20 protein-coding genes are annotated in these 17,295 nt (G+C 53.4%); 11 read left to right on the top strand and 9 right to left on the bottom strand.

All coding sequences use genetic code 11. From position 1 onward, the window contains the following. Window positions 1–167: 167 nt before the first annotated feature. Genes AAXE93_RS02190 through AAXE93_RS02180 form a run of 3 tightly spaced genes read left to right on the top strand, consistent with a single transcriptional unit; the run spans window position 168 to window position 2,226 of the window. Complete coding sequence (locus AAXE93_RS02190) at window positions 168–1,124, top strand: orange carotenoid-binding protein (RefSeq protein WP_390127731.1); 957 nt, start codon at window positions 168–170, stop codon at window positions 1,122–1,124. Continuing rightward, complete coding sequence (locus tag AAXE93_RS02185; protein WP_390127729.1) at window positions 1,114–1,857, top strand: fatty acid desaturase; 744 nt, start codon at window positions 1,114–1,116, stop codon at window positions 1,855–1,857. Before AAXE93_RS02190 ends, AAXE93_RS02185 begins: the two co-directional genes overlap by 11 nt. Window positions 1,858–1,905: 48 nt before the next feature. Next, entirely contained in the window at window positions 1,906–2,226 is a 321-nt protein-coding gene (locus AAXE93_RS02180) for a hypothetical protein (protein WP_390127727.1), read from the top strand. 12 nt (window positions 2,227–2,238) lie between these two features. Here the strand turns inward: AAXE93_RS02180 and AAXE93_RS02175 are convergent, their stop codons facing one another. The 4 genes from AAXE93_RS02175 to AAXE93_RS02160 form a co-directional block, all read right to left on the bottom strand. After that, on the bottom strand, window positions 2,239–3,123 hold the full coding sequence (locus AAXE93_RS02175; protein ID WP_390127725.1) for an LOG family protein: 885 nt from the start codon (window positions 3,121–3,123) through the stop codon (window positions 2,239–2,241). A gap of 57 nt (window positions 3,124–3,180) precedes the next feature. Beyond that, a complete protein-coding gene (locus AAXE93_RS02170) occupies window positions 3,181–4,569 on the bottom strand; it encodes a PhoH family protein (RefSeq protein WP_390127723.1) in 1,389 nt (462 codons plus the stop codon). Window positions 4,570–4,822: 253 nt separating this feature from the next. Further along, a complete protein-coding gene (locus tag AAXE93_RS02165; RefSeq protein ID WP_390127721.1) occupies window positions 4,823–5,002 on the bottom strand; it encodes a hypothetical protein in 180 nt (59 codons plus the stop codon). A 157-nt stretch (window positions 5,003–5,159) separates the two neighbouring features. Then, window positions 5,160–5,288, bottom strand: a complete 129-nt coding sequence (locus tag AAXE93_RS02160) for a hypothetical protein (RefSeq protein WP_284500072.1) — start codon at window positions 5,286–5,288, stop codon at window positions 5,160–5,162. Between the two features lie 193 nt (window positions 5,289–5,481). Here AAXE93_RS02160 and AAXE93_RS02155 point away from each other — a divergent pair, with 193 nt between their 5' ends. From AAXE93_RS02155 to AAXE93_RS02135, 5 genes are all read left to right on the top strand, one after another. Then, window positions 5,482–5,835 (top strand): hypothetical protein, encoded by a 354-nt coding sequence (locus tag AAXE93_RS02155; RefSeq protein WP_390127718.1) that lies wholly within the window; start codon window positions 5,482–5,484, stop codon window positions 5,833–5,835. Window positions 5,836–6,293: 458 nt separating this feature from the next. After that, window positions 6,294–6,470 (top strand): hypothetical protein, encoded by a 177-nt coding sequence (locus tag AAXE93_RS02150; protein ID WP_188020603.1) that lies wholly within the window; start codon window positions 6,294–6,296, stop codon window positions 6,468–6,470. Between the two features lie 635 nt (window positions 6,471–7,105). Continuing rightward, complete coding sequence (locus AAXE93_RS02145) at window positions 7,106–7,366, top strand: hypothetical protein (protein ID WP_390127716.1); 261 nt, start codon at window positions 7,106–7,108, stop codon at window positions 7,364–7,366. 305 nt (window positions 7,367–7,671) lie between these two features. After that, complete coding sequence (locus AAXE93_RS02140) at window positions 7,672–7,809, top strand: hypothetical protein (RefSeq protein ID WP_390127714.1); 138 nt, start codon at window positions 7,672–7,674, stop codon at window positions 7,807–7,809. A 526-nt stretch (window positions 7,810–8,335) separates the two neighbouring features. Further along, on the top strand, window positions 8,336–8,485 hold the full coding sequence (locus AAXE93_RS02135) for a hypothetical protein (protein ID WP_390127712.1): 150 nt from the start codon (window positions 8,336–8,338) through the stop codon (window positions 8,483–8,485). An 895-nt stretch (window positions 8,486–9,380) separates the two neighbouring features. On the opposite strand, the gene AAXE93_RS02130 is transcribed toward AAXE93_RS02135, so the two are convergent. Continuing rightward, a complete protein-coding gene (locus AAXE93_RS02130; protein ID WP_390127710.1) occupies window positions 9,381–9,542 on the bottom strand; it encodes a hypothetical protein in 162 nt (53 codons plus the stop codon). 766 nt (window positions 9,543–10,308) lie between these two features. Continuing rightward, complete coding sequence (locus AAXE93_RS02125) at window positions 10,309–10,584, bottom strand: hypothetical protein (RefSeq protein WP_390127708.1); 276 nt, start codon at window positions 10,582–10,584, stop codon at window positions 10,309–10,311. A 759-nt stretch (window positions 10,585–11,343) separates the two neighbouring features. Between AAXE93_RS02125 and AAXE93_RS02120 the strand changes: the two genes are divergently transcribed. Further along, window positions 11,344–11,697 carry a DUF4278 domain-containing protein gene (locus AAXE93_RS02120; protein ID WP_390127706.1) on the top strand — a complete coding sequence of 118 codons (354 nt, stop codon included), beginning with the start codon at window positions 11,344–11,346 and terminating at the stop codon, window positions 11,695–11,697. Window positions 11,698–12,861: 1,164 nt separating this feature from the next. After that, a complete protein-coding gene (locus AAXE93_RS02115; RefSeq protein ID WP_390127704.1) occupies window positions 12,862–13,095 on the top strand; it encodes a hypothetical protein in 234 nt (77 codons plus the stop codon). Window positions 13,096–13,310: 215 nt separating this feature from the next. On the opposite strand, the gene AAXE93_RS02110 is transcribed toward AAXE93_RS02115, so the two are convergent. The 3 genes from AAXE93_RS02110 to AAXE93_RS02100 form a co-directional block, all read right to left on the bottom strand. Next, entirely contained in the window at window positions 13,311–13,790 is a 480-nt protein-coding gene (locus tag AAXE93_RS02110) for a nucleoside deaminase (protein ID WP_390127702.1), read from the bottom strand. 1,067 nt (window positions 13,791–14,857) lie between these two features. After that, a complete protein-coding gene (locus tag AAXE93_RS02105) occupies window positions 14,858–15,109 on the bottom strand; it encodes a hypothetical protein (protein WP_390127700.1) in 252 nt (83 codons plus the stop codon). Window positions 15,110–15,433: 324 nt separating this feature from the next. Next, window positions 15,434–15,688, bottom strand: coding sequence for a hypothetical protein (locus AAXE93_RS02100; protein ID WP_390128653.1), 255 nt, complete (start codon window positions 15,686–15,688; stop codon window positions 15,434–15,436). A gap of 1,099 nt (window positions 15,689–16,787) precedes the next feature. On the opposite strand from AAXE93_RS02100, the gene AAXE93_RS02095 reads away from it, so the two are divergent. Next, window positions 16,788–16,919, top strand: coding sequence for a hypothetical protein (locus AAXE93_RS02095; protein WP_390127698.1), 132 nt, complete (start codon window positions 16,788–16,790; stop codon window positions 16,917–16,919). Window positions 16,920–17,295: the final 376 nt, after the last annotated feature.

Below are 17,295 nucleotides of genomic sequence, written 5' to 3'. Positions count from 1 at the left end.
CTTAAACCGACCAAACAGGAGCAGAGAAGAACCCCGTTAGCGGGCGAGACATCAGGAAAAACCCTGCAGCAGGGAGTGTTCGCTAACGAGCGAAAAGCCGGGCAGAGGGACCCGTTTACATAACGAAACATAGTGTTACAGTCCGCAAACCCCTCGATCCGTCCTGGATGTTCACGCTCGATAAAGCCCGCCAGATTTTCCCGGACACCCTTACTGCTGATGCCGTTCCGGCCATCACCGCACGCTTCAAGCTGCTCTCGGCAGAAGACCAACTCGCCCTGATCTGGTTCGCCTACCTCGAGATGGGCCAGACCATCACCGTGGCCGCCCCCGGGGCGGCAAGGATGCAACTGGCTCGCCCGATCCTCGACCAGATCCTGGCGATGAGCTTCGACGAGCAGACCAAGGTCATGTGCGACCTGGCCGCCAAGATCAACAGCCCGATCTCCAGCACCTACGCCTACTGGTCGGTGAACGTGAAGCTCTGCTTCTGGTACGAGCTGGGCGAATACATGCGCCAGGGCAAAGTCGCCCCAATCCCCCAGGGCTACAAGCTCTCCGCTAACGCCAACTCCGTGCTCGAGGCGGTGAAGAAGGTGGAGCAGGGCCAGCAGATCACCCTGCTGCGTAACTTCGTCGTCGACATGGGATTCGATCCCAACATTGACGACGACAAGATCGTTGCCGAGCCGATCGTCGCCCCCACGCCAGTGGAAGAACGCGAGGAAATCTTCATCCCCGGCGTGCTCAACCAGACGATCCTCAGCTACATGCAGCTGCTGAACGCCAACGATTTCGATCAGCTTATCGATCTCTTCCTCGACGACGGCGCGCTACAGCCCCCCTTCCAGCGTCCGATCGTGGGCCGCGAAGCGATCCTCAAGTTCTTCAAGCGCGACTGCCAGAACCTGAAGCTGATGCCCCAGGGCGGGTTCGGCGAACCGGCAGAAGGTGGCTTCAACCAAATCAAGGTCACCGGCAAAGTGCAGACCCCCTGGTTCGGCCGCGAAGTGGGCATGAACGTGGCCTGGCGCTTCCTGCTCGATGAAAAAGACAAGATCTACTTCGTTGCCATCGACCTGCTCGCCTCGCCCGCTGAACTGCTCAAGCTTGGTGCCAAGTGACAACTTGAAGGGCAGCGCCTGGCGCGGTCTCCAGCTGGGAGCCCTGATCGGCTTCTCCTGGCTGGTGACCCTGGTCATCGGCCTGCAGTTTGACCTGGATCAGCTGCATCCCCTGATGATCACCGCCTGGGTTCTGGTCCGCAGCTTCCTGCACACCGGTCTGTTCATCCTTGCCCACGACGCCATGCACAACAGCCTGGTGCCGGGCCATACAGGGATCAACCAAGGAATCGGCCGGGTCTGTTTATGGCTCTACGCCGGCCTCAACTACGACGCCTGCAAACGGAACCACCATCGGCATCACCGCATGCCTGAATCGGTGGCTGACCCCGACTTCTGCCCCACCAACAACCGATCGCTGCTGGCTTGGTTGGTTCGCTTTATGCGCAACTACCTCAACGCAGCACAACTCAGCCGACTGGTCCTCGTTCTCACGGTTCTGCTGCTTGCAGCGCAACCGCATCAGAGCCAGCCGTTGATCACAGTTTCTGTGGTTTTTCTGCTTCCTTTGCTGATCAGCACCGCACAACTTTTCTTTGTTGGCACTTACCTGCCCCATCGAAAAGAACACACACAAACAGGCCACGAAGTTTCAATCAAAAGCTTGAATCTTCATCCGTTTGTATCACTGCTCGCTTGTTACCATTTTGGCTACCATCGCGAGCATCACAACCATCCCAAAGCGCCCTGGTTCCTGTTGCCGGAACTACGCACTGGTCGATTGGTGCACTGAGTTCTCAACAGAACCAGTTTCCCTACGCTCTCTCCCTCCTCACACTCCATGTCTGCAACCGATTGGACCTCTGAAGAAGAAGCGGTTGCCCGGCAGGCTTTTGATCTGGGCAAACAGCGATCCATCGTGATCTTGATTGACAATCTCAAGAATTTGAGCACCAAGCTGGACACGCCTGAATCAATCTGGCAATTTCACGATTATCTGAGTACGGAGCGCTATCAATATGAAGGAAGGATGGAATTTGATTTCAGTAACATCCTGTTCACCTTGGCCGACATGATCAAGCAGAAGCTGATCAACTACGACGACCTGAATGGTCTCAATCAACTGAAGCTGAGCAAGATCAAAGCCATGTCGATGTTTTGATCAATAATCTGATCAATTACTCTCAGGTTCTTCTCCCGTTCGGCTGCGGATGAAATCCCAGGCTTCTTCCGCTGAATCCGAGAAATGAATCAGATCAAGATCATCATCTGAAATTAAGCCCGTCTCGGCGAGGTAATCGAAATCCACCAACCTTCGCCAGAACTCTGTTCCAAACAGAACAATGGGCATGCTGCCTTTGGTGCCAACCTGCCTGAGGGTGAGCAGCTCAAACAGTTCATCGAGCGTGCCAAACCCGCCCGGGAAGAGGATGGCGCCAATCGAGCGCATCACAAAATGGAATTTGCGCAGTGAGAAGTAGTTGAACTTGAAGCAGAGATCAGGGGTGATGTAGGGATTGGGATGTTGCTCAAACGGAAGGGTGATGTTCAGCCCAATCGAGCGGCAGCCGGCCTCAAAGGCACCCCGGTTGGCGGCTTCCATGATTCCCGGCCCACCACCGGTCACGATCACGTGAGATGAGCAATCGTGGGGTTGTTCCCTGTTGCACTGCCCGTGCCGGGACGCCAGTGAGGCGAATTCCCGAGCTGCATCGTAAAAACGAGACAACTCCACGAGCTGTTGCCCATGGACGACTTGGCGCTTCAACGCCGATGAGCCTGGATTTTCACTGAGCCGTTGTTCGGCTTGCGCAAGCTTCGCTGCTGCGGTGTCGTTATCGACAATCCTGGCGCCACCAAAAACAATGATCGTCGATTCAATCCCGGCTGTTTCCAGATGCAGATCCGGCTTGGTGATTTCAAGCAGCATGCGCACACCACGCATGTCGTTGCTGTTCAGAAGGTCTTGATCTTCGTGGGCAATTCTGTAAGTGGGGGAATTCAGAATTGCATCCAGGTTGGCTTGCTCAGGTGATGCAGTATTTGGGAATTGGCTCATGTGTTTAACAGTCATTGGTGGTAGCGATGTCGGCGATATCGGCGTTGTCGTCTTGCGTCAGAGGATGTTGGCCGCCAATTCAGCCAGTTCACTGCGTTCTCCTTTGGTGAGGGTCATGTGGCCTACCAGGGGCTGACCTTTGAGCTTTTCCACCAGCCAGGTGAGTCCGTTGCTTTCGGCATCCACATAGGGATTGTCGATTTGATAGGGGTCACCGGTGAAGACAACCTTGGTTCCTTCACCCACCCGGGTGACGATCGTCTTCACTTCCAGGGGTGTGAGGTTCTGCGCCTCATCCACCACCAGGAACTGATGGGGAATTGATCGGCCTCGGATGGTGTTGATCGCTTCAACCTCCAACAAGCCCATGCCCTGCAGGTCGGCCCAGGCATTGCGTGGTTCGCGGTGCCGCTGCTTCTTCGTCTGCTCAGCCTCCTCGCCAGGGGAGGAACCGGTGATGAAATCGATGTTGTCGATGATCGGCTTCATCCAGGGGCCGAGTTTCTCCTCAAGCGTGCCCGGCAGGTAGCCAATGTCTTTGCCGAGGGAGATCGGTGGGCGCGTCACCAACAGGCGGGCGTAGTGATGGGTGTCGGCCACCTGGTGCAGACCCGCGGCGATGGCCAGCAACGTTTTGCCTGTGCCGGCCTTGCCCACCAAAGTCACCAGAGCGACGGATGGATCGAGCAGCAGATCCAGCGCGAAGCTTTGCTCGCGGTTTCTGGCCTTGATGCGGCCCAAATGCGCGCGATTCAACCATTGAAGCGGCTTGATGATGTTGCTGTTGCCTTGATGCCGGGCCAGCAGGGTGTGGCTGTCGTTGTGCTGATCCACCAGCACCACACCTTCATTGGCCTGAAGATGCTGCTCCTCGGGATCGGCGACAGCTTCCAAAGGGAGTTGATCCTCGTCATGCAGGGTCTGAATCGTCTCCACATCGGTGCTGACTTCACGGAAGCCTGCGTAGAGATCGTCAATCGAAACGTTGTCGTTGACGTAGTCCTCGGCATGCAGGCCCACCGCATCAGCCTTGATTCGCAGGTTGATGTCTTTGCTGATCAACACAACCTCGGGCGCCTGTTTCAGCCCGCTGCATCGCATCTGCTCGAGGGCCACCGCGAGGATGTTGTTGTCACCACCACCACCCTGCAACTCTGCCGGTAAGTCTTGAAGGGCTTGGGCCTGACAGAAAATCACCTGCAGCATGCCGTGGTTCGTCCCCTCAATCGGAACGCCATCGGCAAGGCTTCCGCGGGCCCGGTAGGAATCCAGGAGCCTTGAAATCCGCCGGGCATTTCGGCCTTTTTCAGAGTGATCTTTCTTGAAGCGATCAATTTCTTCAACCACTTGCATGGGGATCACAACCCTTAGATCACCAAAGCGGTGCGGCGCCTCAGGATCGTGGAGCAGCACATTCGTGTCGAGAACGACAATTTTGTCTTTCATTAGAGTTCACACCGGAACGTTGATTGGCGTTGACATGCCAACCCTGAACTTCTGAGCGAGCAGAAAAAGCCACAGCATTGTGCTTTGCCACATCAACGGTGGGCTTTTCGCTTCTCTTGCAAATATCACGGAGGCAAAGCAAGACCTCCGGGATGGCAAACAACAACCCGAAGCAGAACAACCAAGAGTTGTAGTTTGACCAGAAGGCAATTCATTGGATTGCCTCGCGTGTCTCAACTCGAGTGAGCGGCGATCAGTCGTCGTAGATCTTGCAACCCGGTGCCGTTGGGGACTTGTCGCAACGTTCCTCCCAGTACAGATCGTGCTGAGACTTCATCGCTTGCTTGGGTGCATCCGCCTGGTCTGGCTGCGTCTTGTCAAAGGCGTTGAGCGGGATGCATAGATCGAAAAAACCTGAGCAGATCGTGACCATCTCTCTCCTTGTCGCTGACTTATCTCTACTCCTCCCCATTCCAGAATCAATAGGTACTTAACCCATTCCTTTACACAAGGACAACCGCTCTTCCCAGAGGAAGAACGGTTGACGGATAGCGCAGATGGATGGACTCATCTGCGCTCTGATCACTTGATCAAGCAGCCTGCTGATTGCCTGAATCTTCTTCCTCGGAACGGATGAACCGCTTGCGTTGAGCCGATTCGTTGCCAGACAAATCATTGGCCTTTGAAGGCTCAGCGGGTTTGCGTTCGGGTTTGTCCAAGCCCATCAACAGGGGATGGATACCTCTCCTGCTCATTGAAGTTTCCTCTTATTCAGATCTCGCGTCGTGGTCTGTAGGCCCTTTCGCGTAGTTCAACTATCGCGCAGATCAGTTGCAGACGCGCCCCGCAATGCTTAAGAGAATCTTGCGAGTCACCCAACACCGCCGGCTTGGAAAGGATTGAGGCTGCAGAGTGAGGGCACGAATCGAACGCAACGCACTGCGGGGTGCTCCGATGATTTGCATTCGAACCAGCCTCACCGCGGCATGCCTTGCCATCGCCACAGCCATTCCGGCAAGTGCTGAGATTGTTGCCTCAACCTGTCGACTGCTCAGCTACGACGGCCCCAACACCACCGTGGAGACCTTTCGCTGTGACTTCATGCAGCGCGGCGGCAACGTGATGGTGAACAGTGCTGAGCATGAGTTCAACTTTCTGGCTGCCGAGCAGGGCGAGACCTACATCCGCATCAACTCGATCCCGCTGCGCTTCACCCGCACAGGGGAGTACACCCTGGAGGTGACGCAATCGCCTTGGTTGAGATGACCGTTGCGATGGCCACCCCAAATGGGGGTATCGAGAAGCGAATGCACAGGAGTTGATTGATCACACCGGCGGCAGTTCAAGCGATCTGTCGGCGGTCGTCGAGTGAATGCCCTGAGGTCCTCCATGCTCTTGGGGTTTTCCTCCTCGAATCCGAGAGAGTTTTGAAACTGATTCTTTCGGGTGAATAAGGGAAGCCCTGGAGCCGTCACTCCGGGGTTTTCTTGTTTGCAGCAGCTTGCAGTGTGAAAACGTGGCAGGGGGGAAGGCACAGAGCAAGGAAGCCACCCTTCCCGATTGCCTGCCGCCATGAAGGCAGGATCGTGCGTGGACGAAAGCGTGACCAACCAATGAGTATCGAGTGGTTACTCAGTTCAGGATTTCTTTCGTGAATCTTCAGGGAGCATTGCCTCAGAAGGCATCTCGGTGCCCATAGCTTCCAAGCAGTATCACGCTCCCCTATGTGCCCACTTGACCTTGCCAGTCTCAAGTGGGGTGATGACGGCGAGTTGTCTCCCAACGACACCCTCAGCCTGGTGGAGCGATTGGCCAAAGCGGAAGAGTTGAGCCAAGGCGCCGACCCATCGAGTCTCAACTCCAGTGCCATTCCCCAGGAGGAACCAGCACAAGAGTCCTGATCTGAACGGCTCAGCCAACGAGCCGGTCATTGGAATTTAAAAGCGCCTTTCCTTTCGCAACTCTCACCACTTCACCTGAGAGCCCAGGGCTTTGATAGATGACGCGGTACACGTTCGCTAAAGCAAGCGACTTGGCGCGTGCATTCACGAACGCCTTGAACTCAGTTTTGAAGCACTGTTCTTGAACCCATTGGTCGGGCCCATCACTTCGCTCAACGCAGTACATCGTTTAGAGCATGGAGGACACGCAGCTTGATGAGGCTGCGACTGCTTGGCCTCAATCGACAGGCCAGCTTCGGGATCACGTCTTCAGTTGATGACGCGAAGCCAGGTGCCAACACTCTCCAAAGTTGTTCTTTCGCCTTGAACGTCGATCAGATTTGAATGCACAAGTTGGAGACACACGACGGAATCACATCGCGTCGAGCGGTGAGGGAATGCGATTCCGCCACCGGTGTGCCCTCGAACGCACAGCACGGCACTTCGGTTGTATCCCCGCTCAACAGATTGAAATCGAGTCACCCACTACAGAAGTACGTTCTTGCTTGAGTCTTCAGGGTGCGATCGTCGATGCCAGTGACGATTCCAGTCCTGAGACCAAATCGTGTTAAGTTTCGATAAGGCGCACTCGGTTGATGCTCAAAGCCTTGTTCTCCCTGGTCTTTGCAGCAGTGATGTGGGTTCAAGTGCCGCAATGGGAGCCGGACTGGTCGCAGTGCTCCGTTGACACGCCGGATGTGGACTGTCACTGGTACGTCACGGCACCCGACAACACCTTTGGTGAAGGCTTCAGCTGGGAGAACGCACCCTGGTTCAGTGCCGAAGGGCTACGGGATGTGGGTGATCTGAACAACACGATGACCACGATCCACAGCCAGGCGCTTTCGGGCAATTGACGCAACCAGGAAAGCGTCAGCCCTAACCTCTTTATTTGGAGACTTCAGTGAACGACTACTCAGCAGCCATTACCGCTCTCATCGTGGTCACCGTGGTGATCTCTGCTGCTGTCGTTTATGTGCTGGCTCAGCCGACTGACCTGCCCAGATACAAAGAAAACAAGGATCAATAGAGGCCACCACGTGGGTGAACACTGACCGTGCCACCCACGTTGCCCCGTAGATCTGAATCCAGCACTAGGGTCACAGACCATCAGCACACACCTGAAGTGAAAGGTCCGAACCTCGCTTTTGTAGGCGGCTCCGTGATCGTCGCAATCATGGCGGTGGTTGTTTTTATTGGCGCCGCCAACGCTGCTGACTGCCCTCGCAGCAAATCAGCCGAAGCCACTTCAGTTGAGGCCCACCACAACGCCGATGACAAGGCTGACGTTGAAGCCTGATCGGCTCCAACATCTCAGCGAAGCGGGTTCATCTGAACTGGGTCGATTGTCTGGAGCGTGCTCAATGCTTCACCGATGGTCTGCCCAACAAAGATTCCTCCGGTGAGCACCGCAGCGAAACATGCCAACCCAAGGATGAGTCCAGCTGCAATGCGAGTGGAGCTCGTGGTTTCTGTTCTGCGTTGCTCAGTGCTGGAAGCCATCTGAGTTGCTGCGACAAACCAGTTGTGGCTCAAACCGCTCCCGGTTTCAACTGCGCATCGAATCTCTCTAGGCTTTTCAATTAGCCCTGTTCCCATGAGATTCCGCACGAAGGGTGCCTGGAAATGGTTTCACGCTTGAAGCAATTTCTCTTGTTGTCACAGCCAAACTGAGAGTTCAGCCTGATACAAATAAACGGTATCTAAAGGAACCTTTATCAACAACCATCACGCATCCTGGCGGTTTTTACTTGTGACCACTAGCGTCGTGCGGCTTGAAAAGACTTGTGCCTTCAAGGACTTCTCCACTCTCAGGGCCTTTCCGTGTGACCAATCCCAAACCCAAACGTTGGAGAACCGCCATCAAAGCCCGAGAAAATCAGCTGCTGACTCTTGCCAAGGAAGCTTTGCAAGAGAAGAAGGAAAGAAGAGTGATTCATTTTCTGGACTATATCGATCAAGATATCGCTGCATAGCCAATAGTTCGTGCAATTAATTGAACATATTCGACTGAACTAGCCCTCATCGATTGGGCTGTAGCCCTGGGCGGGAGATTCCCCAACAAGAGCCGAAAGGAACACAAAAAGGCCCCTGGAGATCTCACCTCCAGAGGCCCGTGTCCCTCGTTTGACGACCACCTCACTTTCATCGAGGTAACTCGTGAAAGGGAGTAGGAGAACCGTCGGAACAGGTCGTGGACACCGGCCATGGTTCGGTCGACCAGAGGCAAAAAAAAGGCGGCAGGGAATGCCGCCCATCATCAAGGGGACGAATGCGTCGAAGGTGCTGGCGTCCCAGCCACACCACCCTCTTCAATCAGCCTGCGGTGCCGTGGGCATCGTTAACGAACTGCCAAAAAAATGGGGGTGTTCCCTATGCACCCCCGCGTTCGACGCATCGCCCCTTCACCGAAGAAGCAACCGAATGATGACGTGAGATTCAACGACTGGTCGTCGCCGTCACGACAAAACGAGGTGTGTGGTCAGCACCCCAAGAAAAAGCCAAGGTCCCTCGCCGCTATGGGTAGAAGCGCGTATCAGGGCTCTCTGGTGCCGACCGCTACGACAGCTCTACTTCAACCCGAGGCATGACAGAAGCAGGCCACACCACAACCGTCATGGAGTTCGCACTGCTTGCGTTGTTGACTTGCTCGCTTGCTTCAGTAATCGCAACGGTTTTCCACGGAACCTACTGATGAGGAGCACATCCCGTCGGTTGGCCTTAGAGCACCGCTTCGCAAGCACCGTGCTTTGGTCGCTTTTTGCAACTCTGTCTTACAAGCACTGGCGAGTCGATAGGCAAGCTCATCGGCACAAGCCATTAACAACCCTTCTTTCCAGCGGGGATCTCACTGCTTGAACGACAACCGCCTTAGGCAGACATGGCGTTGAGCTCTTGCCTGTTCTTCAGAACTTGAGCATTAAGGTGCAGTAAAACATTGTCTGCTTCCTGAATAAATTTTTCCCGACACCATTCATCCGTAACCCTTCCAGCCGCATCCATCAGAGTGATGTATTGCTCTTCAAGCGTCACTTACTTTGTGCAGTTAATTAATCATGGCAGGGCTGACACTGGCTGCAGTAGTTGCTGATACCTGAAGCTCGAGAACAAGAAAACAGCTCTCTTCACAACTGGGCAGTCAAAAAAAGACCTCCGCCAAAGGCCTAAAGACAATCTCAGGGATGCGACCTTGTTTCCATCCCATGAGGTATTTCCCTCACAACTTCATCGTTCCTAGAGGATGGGAAATGGGGAAGCAAACTATGGACAGCCTATGGCTTGTCCCTCTGCCTGATCGCTCATCAGAAGGAGTTGTGGCAAAAGACGGTGGGGCGGAAGACGGTGGGGCGGTATCCCTACACCCTGGTCCATGTTCAAACCTTTTCGGACGAACCGTGAGTGATGCCCAAGAAAAAGTCCCGGTGTTCGATGCCGGGACCTCCGTCTCTCATGACGTACCCCAGCCCTAACAGAGCGACTAAGTATTTATGCGTACGGCTTACACGACCAGCGTGTAGCAGGTGGCACGTCTCATCCTGGTTCGACAGGGCTACGACTGAAGTGCCCCGGGACGGCCCGAACCACTCAGGGGCGGCGGAACCAACTTCGAGCGGTCACCTGACCGGTGGTTTCGCCTGAAAAAGATCTGCAGACCCCCCCCCAGCTCCGACCAATGGAGCGCACCAACACTCAAGCTACTGCAATCAGGCTCACCAGCCCAGAGTCATGGCTTCAGCTCCACCAAGGGCTCTGCCTTTGGCGGCCAAGTCGCAGATGGCCTTGCACATTTTGCGTCTCGTCAAAAACCATCTTCATCAAGAAGGAAGAGGTCACCGAGAAACGGATCATTGGTACCCGCTTCGTCATTGCCGAGAACGGCCTCACGGATAGCGTCATCTGCCTTGAAATAAATGAGGTCATCTCGCTCAAGATCAACTCCGCGCATCTCTGGATGACCACCAACAAGCTGGCGCGCTTCCTGCCATTCAGATAATCGCTCATAGAAGAGCTTTCCGAGATAATCAAGCAACGCAAAACTAGCGAGCAAGTAGAAGCAAACATTAAGGAAAGCCATCTTCACTCCTCATCTCTATGGACAACTTATTCCTCAAGGTCGATTGCTAAAAGTGGTGTAATTACAACAGTATTTTTACTGGTTGATCCAAGTGAATACAGCAGAAAAGAGGCTTTCTTTCCATCCGCAACGAGCGGCTGGATCGGGACAACTCAGGCTGGCCAGCCTTCATGAGCGCCCTTTCGGTTCTGTCACAACGGCGACAGGCATGTGGGTAGGTGAACGGGAATGATTCCTAAAGCCAATTCACACCCATGGGTTTTCTCGCTGTCGCCGGCTGCATGCTGTTGGCCACTGCCATGTCCGCAGCTTTAAGCAACAAGCCTTCGAAAGCCTGAAGGTTGGGAGGGGGCGAGCTTGGCGGCGGCCCCCAACAGATCAGGTCAGCTTCAAAACGAAGCGCTGAACGGACCTAGGCCAAGCCTAGGTTTTTTAGTACTTGCACGTACTAGGCGTTTGTACTCGATTGGCGAATGGCTGACGGGCTTTGGCTGCTCCGAAGATGGTTACCGCTCAAAATCAAGACTCCTTCTTCACCTTCGGCAAAACCTTGGTGAGATAGAGATGAAAGGGGGTCTTTTTTTTGGAGATGTCATCGGTGCAAATCCTTCCTCCACCCATGATGGTCCAGCATTGGCTTGTCATCGCTCTCCTATTGGCTAATCCAGGTCTAGCCACGTTGCGATCAGGCATAGGGCGGTAAACAACACCCTCCCCAATTGGGGGTAGCTAAGACGCATGAGCACGGGTTGATTGGGTATGCCGATGGGGTTGCTGGTAACTCCATCAGCCGTCGAGCAAATACCCTGTCTCTTACTGCAGGTGTTTGCTCTTCGAATACCGAAGGAGGCTTCGGAACACCTCTCTCGGTTGCTGAGGGAGACCCTGGAGCCGTCACGACCAGGGTTTCTTTCCTATTCGAGGAACATCCCCATGAATGATCTGCTCTATCGAGGTCACACCTACAAAGCACCCACACCCAAGCCAAAGACTTGTTTGGAGCTCACGTACAGGCAGGAGCACTACAACACATGCCGGCAGGTTGGATCACGACCGATCGACCAGATTCACCTCACCTATCGAGGAGCCTCTTACATCAAGCACCGGGGATAACTCCTGATGGAATAGGAGCTGACACGTGGGTCAGGACGTTAACGCCTGGTTCGATGATGCAACCAAAGACCAGCTCGAAGTGAGCCGAGCGCTGAACGTCATGACTCGTTTGCCTCAGGTTCACTGATGGTGTGTGCTGTCTTCTTGTTGATCGGCATCGTGGATAACGATAAGAAGGTAAAGAATCAACCAGATGAATGGAACAACAACAGGTTCAATCATGATCCCATCCCATGTTGTCTGGATGCATCTTTTTTGGCAGCCTCAAGCATGATCATCAGGATATAGAGACCAATGAGCAGTTGGACCGCAAGTGGTTCAAACATCTGCTCCTCAAAGAGCTACTTCTGGTCTAGATCCGATAATTTTGAGATCCAATAAAAAAGCAGTTTTGTTACATAAAATTAGAGAACCAACAAGCAATACTGTTGCTTTGCTGTAGCTGGATGCTTGCAGCAACTCCATTCCGCTGGAACAAGCTTTGTCGCCCTGGTGATCAAGTCAGGCATGCCCTCGAGATGAGGTTGGATTCCTGAACGTGGTGAAGCACGAATACTCCTAAATGGGGGTAGTGCCGTGGCACGCCAAAGCCTGAGACTTCTTAAAGCATTGAAAATGCTTGATGTGGTTCGTTCAGTGTTCATAAGCGTGTGGGCTGCGTGCACGGTGATGGGTTTTCAAAACGCCATGCCTCCCCACCTCAAAGGGCGATTAGCCCTCTCAAGACAGGCAAACCATTCCCGCACATTGCTGGATGGTCACACCAGCTGCCTCATACCACCCGTCGGGATGCTCTTCGCTCCTGACGCTGGCTGAAGCGAGGGTTGCTCCAACACTAATCGAGAGAAAAAAGCGCCTCGACCCACGAAGCGCCCGAATCTCAGATCAAACTCGATAACACATCACCAAATTATCGATGCCAACCATGACCTCCACTCGTGTCAACGAGAAGCAGGTAAATGACACAGATAATCAGCAACAAAGAATAAACATCCATAGGCACTCATTGGCTAATTCAGTTCTAAGACAGTCCTCCAAGACTGCATCGAGTGGTTACAAACAAAAATGCCTAGCAGGCCACACTGTCAAAAAAAGACACCCTGAACTCAGACAGGTTTGAATCCGTCCTGATTAAACTGGCACAGTGACAGGTGGATCATTTTGGTGGATGCACTTGAGGTGAGTGAGATGTTCTGCGTTCACAAACAAGTTGCTCATGGTCAATGGGTCGATCAATGCTGTTTCAAGACTGAGTTCGACGCCTATGTCTCAGCCATGACGAAATCAACAGAGACCATGGGAACGTACAGGGTCTATGACTCGACATTCAAAGAAGTGACCATGGCGTTCGAAATGGGAATGGAAATCGACGTCGGCGGAAAAGAAACTGCAGCATGATCATGAGGGTTGCTGTCCAGCAAGCCACTGCGGTAGGGCAGATCAATCCCCTTGGCAGCGACGACAGCCCCAGATGGGGGTATCGAGTTGTGCTTTACAGAAGTTGATTGGCAAGAGGGAGACGTCTTGGACCCCGTCTCCCGTGTTCGAAGCCAAAGCAACCCTGGGGGAGTTCACTTCAATCCTGGGGTTTTCTTTCTGAGTGGATCGGTGATTCAGTAGCGAGCACCGTCAGGCAACTGACGAAACTCGGCCCACACCGCCTGGGCTTCGCTCTGAAGGATCTGCTGCATTCGAATTTCCTTTTCCGGCACCGGTCTGCGAATGTCGTCATTGATCGCCCGATCCGAGAAAAGATCCTCGTAATCGCTCCAAGATGCTGCATAGAAGACCTGGCGAATGTTGGCCCAGTAGGCGGTGGAATAACACATCGGACAACATTCACAGCTCGAATACATCACGCAACCACTGAGATCCCAGTTGTCGAGGGTGCGGCAGGCCTGGCGGATGGCATTGACCTCAGCATGGGCACTGGGGTCCTTGTCCTGAATCACGCTGTTGCCTGCGGCGGCGATCACTTGGCCGTTCTTAACGATCACCGCACCAAAGGGACCACCGGTTTTGTACACCACACCGGCATCCCTCATCACCCGGATCGCCCGCCGCATGAAGGTTTCATCTTGATCCGATGCCATGGCGTCCCGGTTCAGAAACTCCTCCAAAGCTGGTAGCAGGAAAGCCTCAGAAACGTGAATGAAACGCCTTGCCTCTGCTTACTCACCCAAGCCAGTGAGGGATGGCTGCTCGCCCATACCCCCTACCGCCAACTAAGGAAGACTAATTAAGCCGACCAGGTTGGAATTCCATCTGAGCAAAGACGACCTCGCTCAAAGAACAACTCTTTTGCAGAAATAGCGATTCCATTGAGGTTGCAGTACCAGGCAGCTTCAGTGGTGCTGGTTAACGCACGCAGCCCTTTGGCAAATTCGACATCTCTACTAATCCGTCGCTTGAGCTGGTGCGCTGGAGTCAGTCTTTTCATCGCGTCCTCGGTGGCTGTTTCCTGTCTACACAGGAAGATGATTTTTGGTATCAGCTTTTCTGCTTATCACGAGGGCGACGAATGGGGACAAGACCAGATGATTGAGGTTGGTTAAGTACCTATTTCTTTTTTCCATTCTTGATGATAAATAGTGAGAGGAGGATAAGGAGAAGTATGTCTTGTAGCCCTAAGCAGTGCTCGCTTGAACGCATCAAGCCAGTTTATTTGAGGCCAAACAATTTAAAGCCGTCCCCCTCCTGGCAGCTGGCCGAAAGGCACTTTCGCAACCGCAGGGAGGATTACTGGAAAAATCGCTGCTCAGTAGATCCAGTTGCTTCAGCTTGCAAGATTTTTGACGAGTAAAGGAGAACGATCATGTCAATTCATGTTTTGCCCCTCGCCCACGGTGATTGTCCAACCTTGATCTGCGAAAGCGCAGAAGTTTGCTATTTCGGCGACTGGAGGGTAGACATTGACCCTCCAAAACACACATGGATCAATTTGATCCCTGGGCTTGGTGATCTTCCCACGGAATCAGGCTACAGATTGGGATTGGATTACGGCTCTATCCCTTAACGACTCATCCGAGCCTGTTGAACAGCCCGGGAATTTCTGGATGTGCAAACTACAAGACGCTAAGTCTCCTGGCATGCCATGAGGCTTAGGTCTCCTGTCCCTCTGCTCCCAAAAGTCTTTGAGGCAGCAGAGGGCTTCTTAAACTCAGAGCCCTGCTGATTTAAGGGCTCTCAGGCTCAGCATCAAATAGGTTCGAAATGATCCAAGAGCCATGAGCTGGTCGGCTGTTTTCTCCTGGGTGGAGTCGTCCAAAGAGCTTTCAAACTCAAAAAGAATTTCGCTTAAGCGATGCTCCCAATCCAGAGCAACTTCTTGGGCGAAATCATCTTCCGATACCTTTGCCTTGAGAAAGCTGCAGAGCTGACTGAAGCTGACGGAGTCTGGAATCGTGTTCATCACATCCCTCAGACATTATGGAAACACTAAAGGACAAGGTCCCACCCCCTTCCTTAGGTTAATCAAACGCAAATGAGTAATGCCTGAGGATTAACTCCTGAATGATTATCATTCCCCATGCAGTGCACTGACAGCGAATGAATGTTCTGCGAGTGGGGCTTCAGCAAAGCGTGCAAGGATGATCTGATGCCTTGATTAACCGAGGTACTTTGTTGTCAGATATCAAGCGACAATAAAACAGGCCGTTCTCCATGAGAGGAAGACGGCCTGTTGATGTTGTTATGGACGAGTTGAAAAACAGCTCAATCGAGCTGTATCCGAAAATCAAACCACCTTGAGAGACAGGAACTGCTGGTCTGCTTCAAGCATCTCTTCATCGTCTTCAACATCCCAGCCGCCATAAAGCAGATGAAGAAGCCTCGCTACATCCAACTCCCGGTCGGCGACATCTTGCCAAAGACGACAGCTCAACTCCGAGTCAGCAAGGATGAATTGTGCATGGGCCAACTCACGGGCCAAAGCGAAATAGCTTTGCCTGTCATTGCGGATGCGGCATTCCATCGCTGCACCCACAGACATCAGAAGGCGCTGTTGGCTTAGAGACTTCGATTGTGTCTGCATGGTTCTCCTGGAAAGCATTGAGGCAGGGGCAGCCGCTCTCCCCCTGAAAAGACGGCACAACTCGCTCGTTAGTTCATTCTTGACCCCGCGATGCGATCGGGGGATGAGAGGCCAGCCCATCTACGACAGGAATGGGGTGACCTCTCCTATTGCTCGCTTCCGACACCCCTGTGGTTGCTGAACAGGGGCCATGCCGCATGCCATTCCTGGCGAGAGGCGAAGTGTCGGGCCTTTCAAACTCCTGGGGCCAAGGTTCCAGGTGATGGACTTTCTGACTCAATGGTGAGTGCCCCCCAGCGGTGATGGCGCCGGGATTTAGGGCAAGCCCATGGATGGTGAGAAAACTCGTGGAGCAGATGCTCGAAAGGTCAGGCGACTTCTAAAACCTGCTCGGTTGGACCGTCGTCTCTCATTGACGCCTCCGATCTCAGTGGACTCACTCTCGTCAGGGGACACACATCAGGCAATCGGTCTTAACGCTCATTGCCTTACAAGGCAAAATCGTCGAAATTGAAAGCGATTTGCTGAGTGAAAAGCAAATATCAGCTCAACCAACCCACAAAAAATCCTCCTGCCTCAAAGAAAGCAGGAGGCAAGTCTGATCCCCATCAATCAATGCCCTTAGAGGTGGCATCGAAAATGCTCAGACCTAGCAATCCATACACCTAGTAGTCGTGGCCTCTCTTCATCGGTTGATCTCGGTAAGGAGTCGTGCCAATTGGGGGAGGAACATGGCTCTTCTCCTCTGCATCAATCGCGCCCATGGCATGGGCGAAAGCATCTCCAAACCACTTCAGGAAACCTTTCATACAACCTCTCATTTGGAACTGACTTAGTCCTAGGACGGAAGTCTCTTTTTTGGGACTAGGTACTTAACCCACACTAGGGAAACGAACTTGAGAGGATAAATACCTAGGTACTTTATTTTCATTCATGACAAGCTTGACCCTTACAAGCCATCATCATATTTTCTCTTTTGAATGAATTGGAGGTGAGTATGTCTCTTGCCCCTTCACTTGTTCGGAGAACAACTCTAGGCGGGACAATTCACATGCTGGTGGGTGATAGCACTCCCCGTTACTTAGCCGAGTTCAACGGCAGCCGTGTTTACTGTGACGACATGGCCACCGCCGAGGCCCATCTCGACTACTGGAGCAAGGAGTCATTGCACTGCTGGGGAAAGCTGTAACAAAAAATCTGGAAGCGGCTTCACTTCCAGATCAGTCTGCACAGCTGAGAGCTGCTTCCGGGTCAACTCTCTGCCCTGTCACTTAACGGCTGCGAGGCCGTCTACAGCTACCCCCAGATGGGATCAACAGCGGACTTGGTACGTCGAGCCCTGTCCTGTCATTTCGTTGTTGACACAACCACGCTCGACGTATCGAGCGTTCGATCCATAGAAAAAACCCCGGAGTGATGGCTCCAGGGTTTGCTTCGGATACGAGAGAAAAGCACTGGTCGTCTCAGGACCAGGGCTTTTGCTCAAGGACCAGCGGAGTTTCTAACGACACCACCGGCTTGTTCAATCAACTTCTGTTGGATGGATGCCAATACCCCCGCATGGG

The organism is Synechococcus sp. HIMB2401 (genome assembly GCF_042883245.1).
Taxonomy (GTDB): Bacteria; Cyanobacteriota; Cyanobacteriia; order PCC-6307; family Cyanobiaceae; genus Parasynechococcus.
This window is presented reverse-complemented; position numbering and strand designations above follow the sequence as displayed.

Bases quoted from the DNA above. Each gene is read 5' to 3' on its own strand.
- AAXE93_RS02170 (WP_390127723.1), bottom strand. From the start codon at position 4,569: ATGAAAGACAAAATTGTCGTTCTCGACACGAATGTGCTGCTCCACGAT.
- AAXE93_RS02190 (WP_390127731.1), top strand. From the start codon at position 168: ATGTTCACGCTCGATAAAGCCCGCCAGATTTTCCCGGACACCCTTACT.
- AAXE93_RS02165 (WP_390127721.1), bottom strand. From the start codon at position 5,002: ATGGTCACGATCTGCTCAGGTTTTTTCGATCTATGCATCCCGCTCAAC.
- AAXE93_RS02110 (WP_390127702.1), bottom strand. From the start codon at position 13,790: ATGGCATCGGATCAAGATGAAACCTTCATGCGGCGGGCGATCCGGGTG.
- AAXE93_RS02105 (WP_390127700.1), bottom strand. From the start codon at position 15,109: ATGAACACGATTCCAGACTCCGTCAGCTTCAGTCAGCTCTGCAGCTTT.
- AAXE93_RS02175 (WP_390127725.1), bottom strand. From the start codon at position 3,123: ATGAGCCAATTCCCAAATACTGCATCACCTGAGCAAGCCAACCTGGAT.
- AAXE93_RS02180 (WP_390127727.1), top strand. From the start codon at position 1,906: ATGTCTGCAACCGATTGGACCTCTGAAGAAGAAGCGGTTGCCCGGCAG.
- AAXE93_RS02120 (WP_390127706.1), top strand. From the start codon at position 11,344: ATGCCGATGGGGTTGCTGGTAACTCCATCAGCCGTCGAGCAAATACCC.
- AAXE93_RS02145 (WP_390127716.1), top strand. From the start codon at position 7,106: ATGCTCAAAGCCTTGTTCTCCCTGGTCTTTGCAGCAGTGATGTGGGTT.
- AAXE93_RS02150 (WP_188020603.1), top strand. From the start codon at position 6,294: ATGTGCCCACTTGACCTTGCCAGTCTCAAGTGGGGTGATGACGGCGAG.
- AAXE93_RS02125 (WP_390127708.1), bottom strand. From the start codon at position 10,584: ATGGCTTTCCTTAATGTTTGCTTCTACTTGCTCGCTAGTTTTGCGTTG.
- AAXE93_RS02100 (WP_390128653.1), bottom strand. From the start codon at position 15,688: ATGTCTGTGGGTGCAGCGATGGAATGCCGCATCCGCAATGACAGGCAA.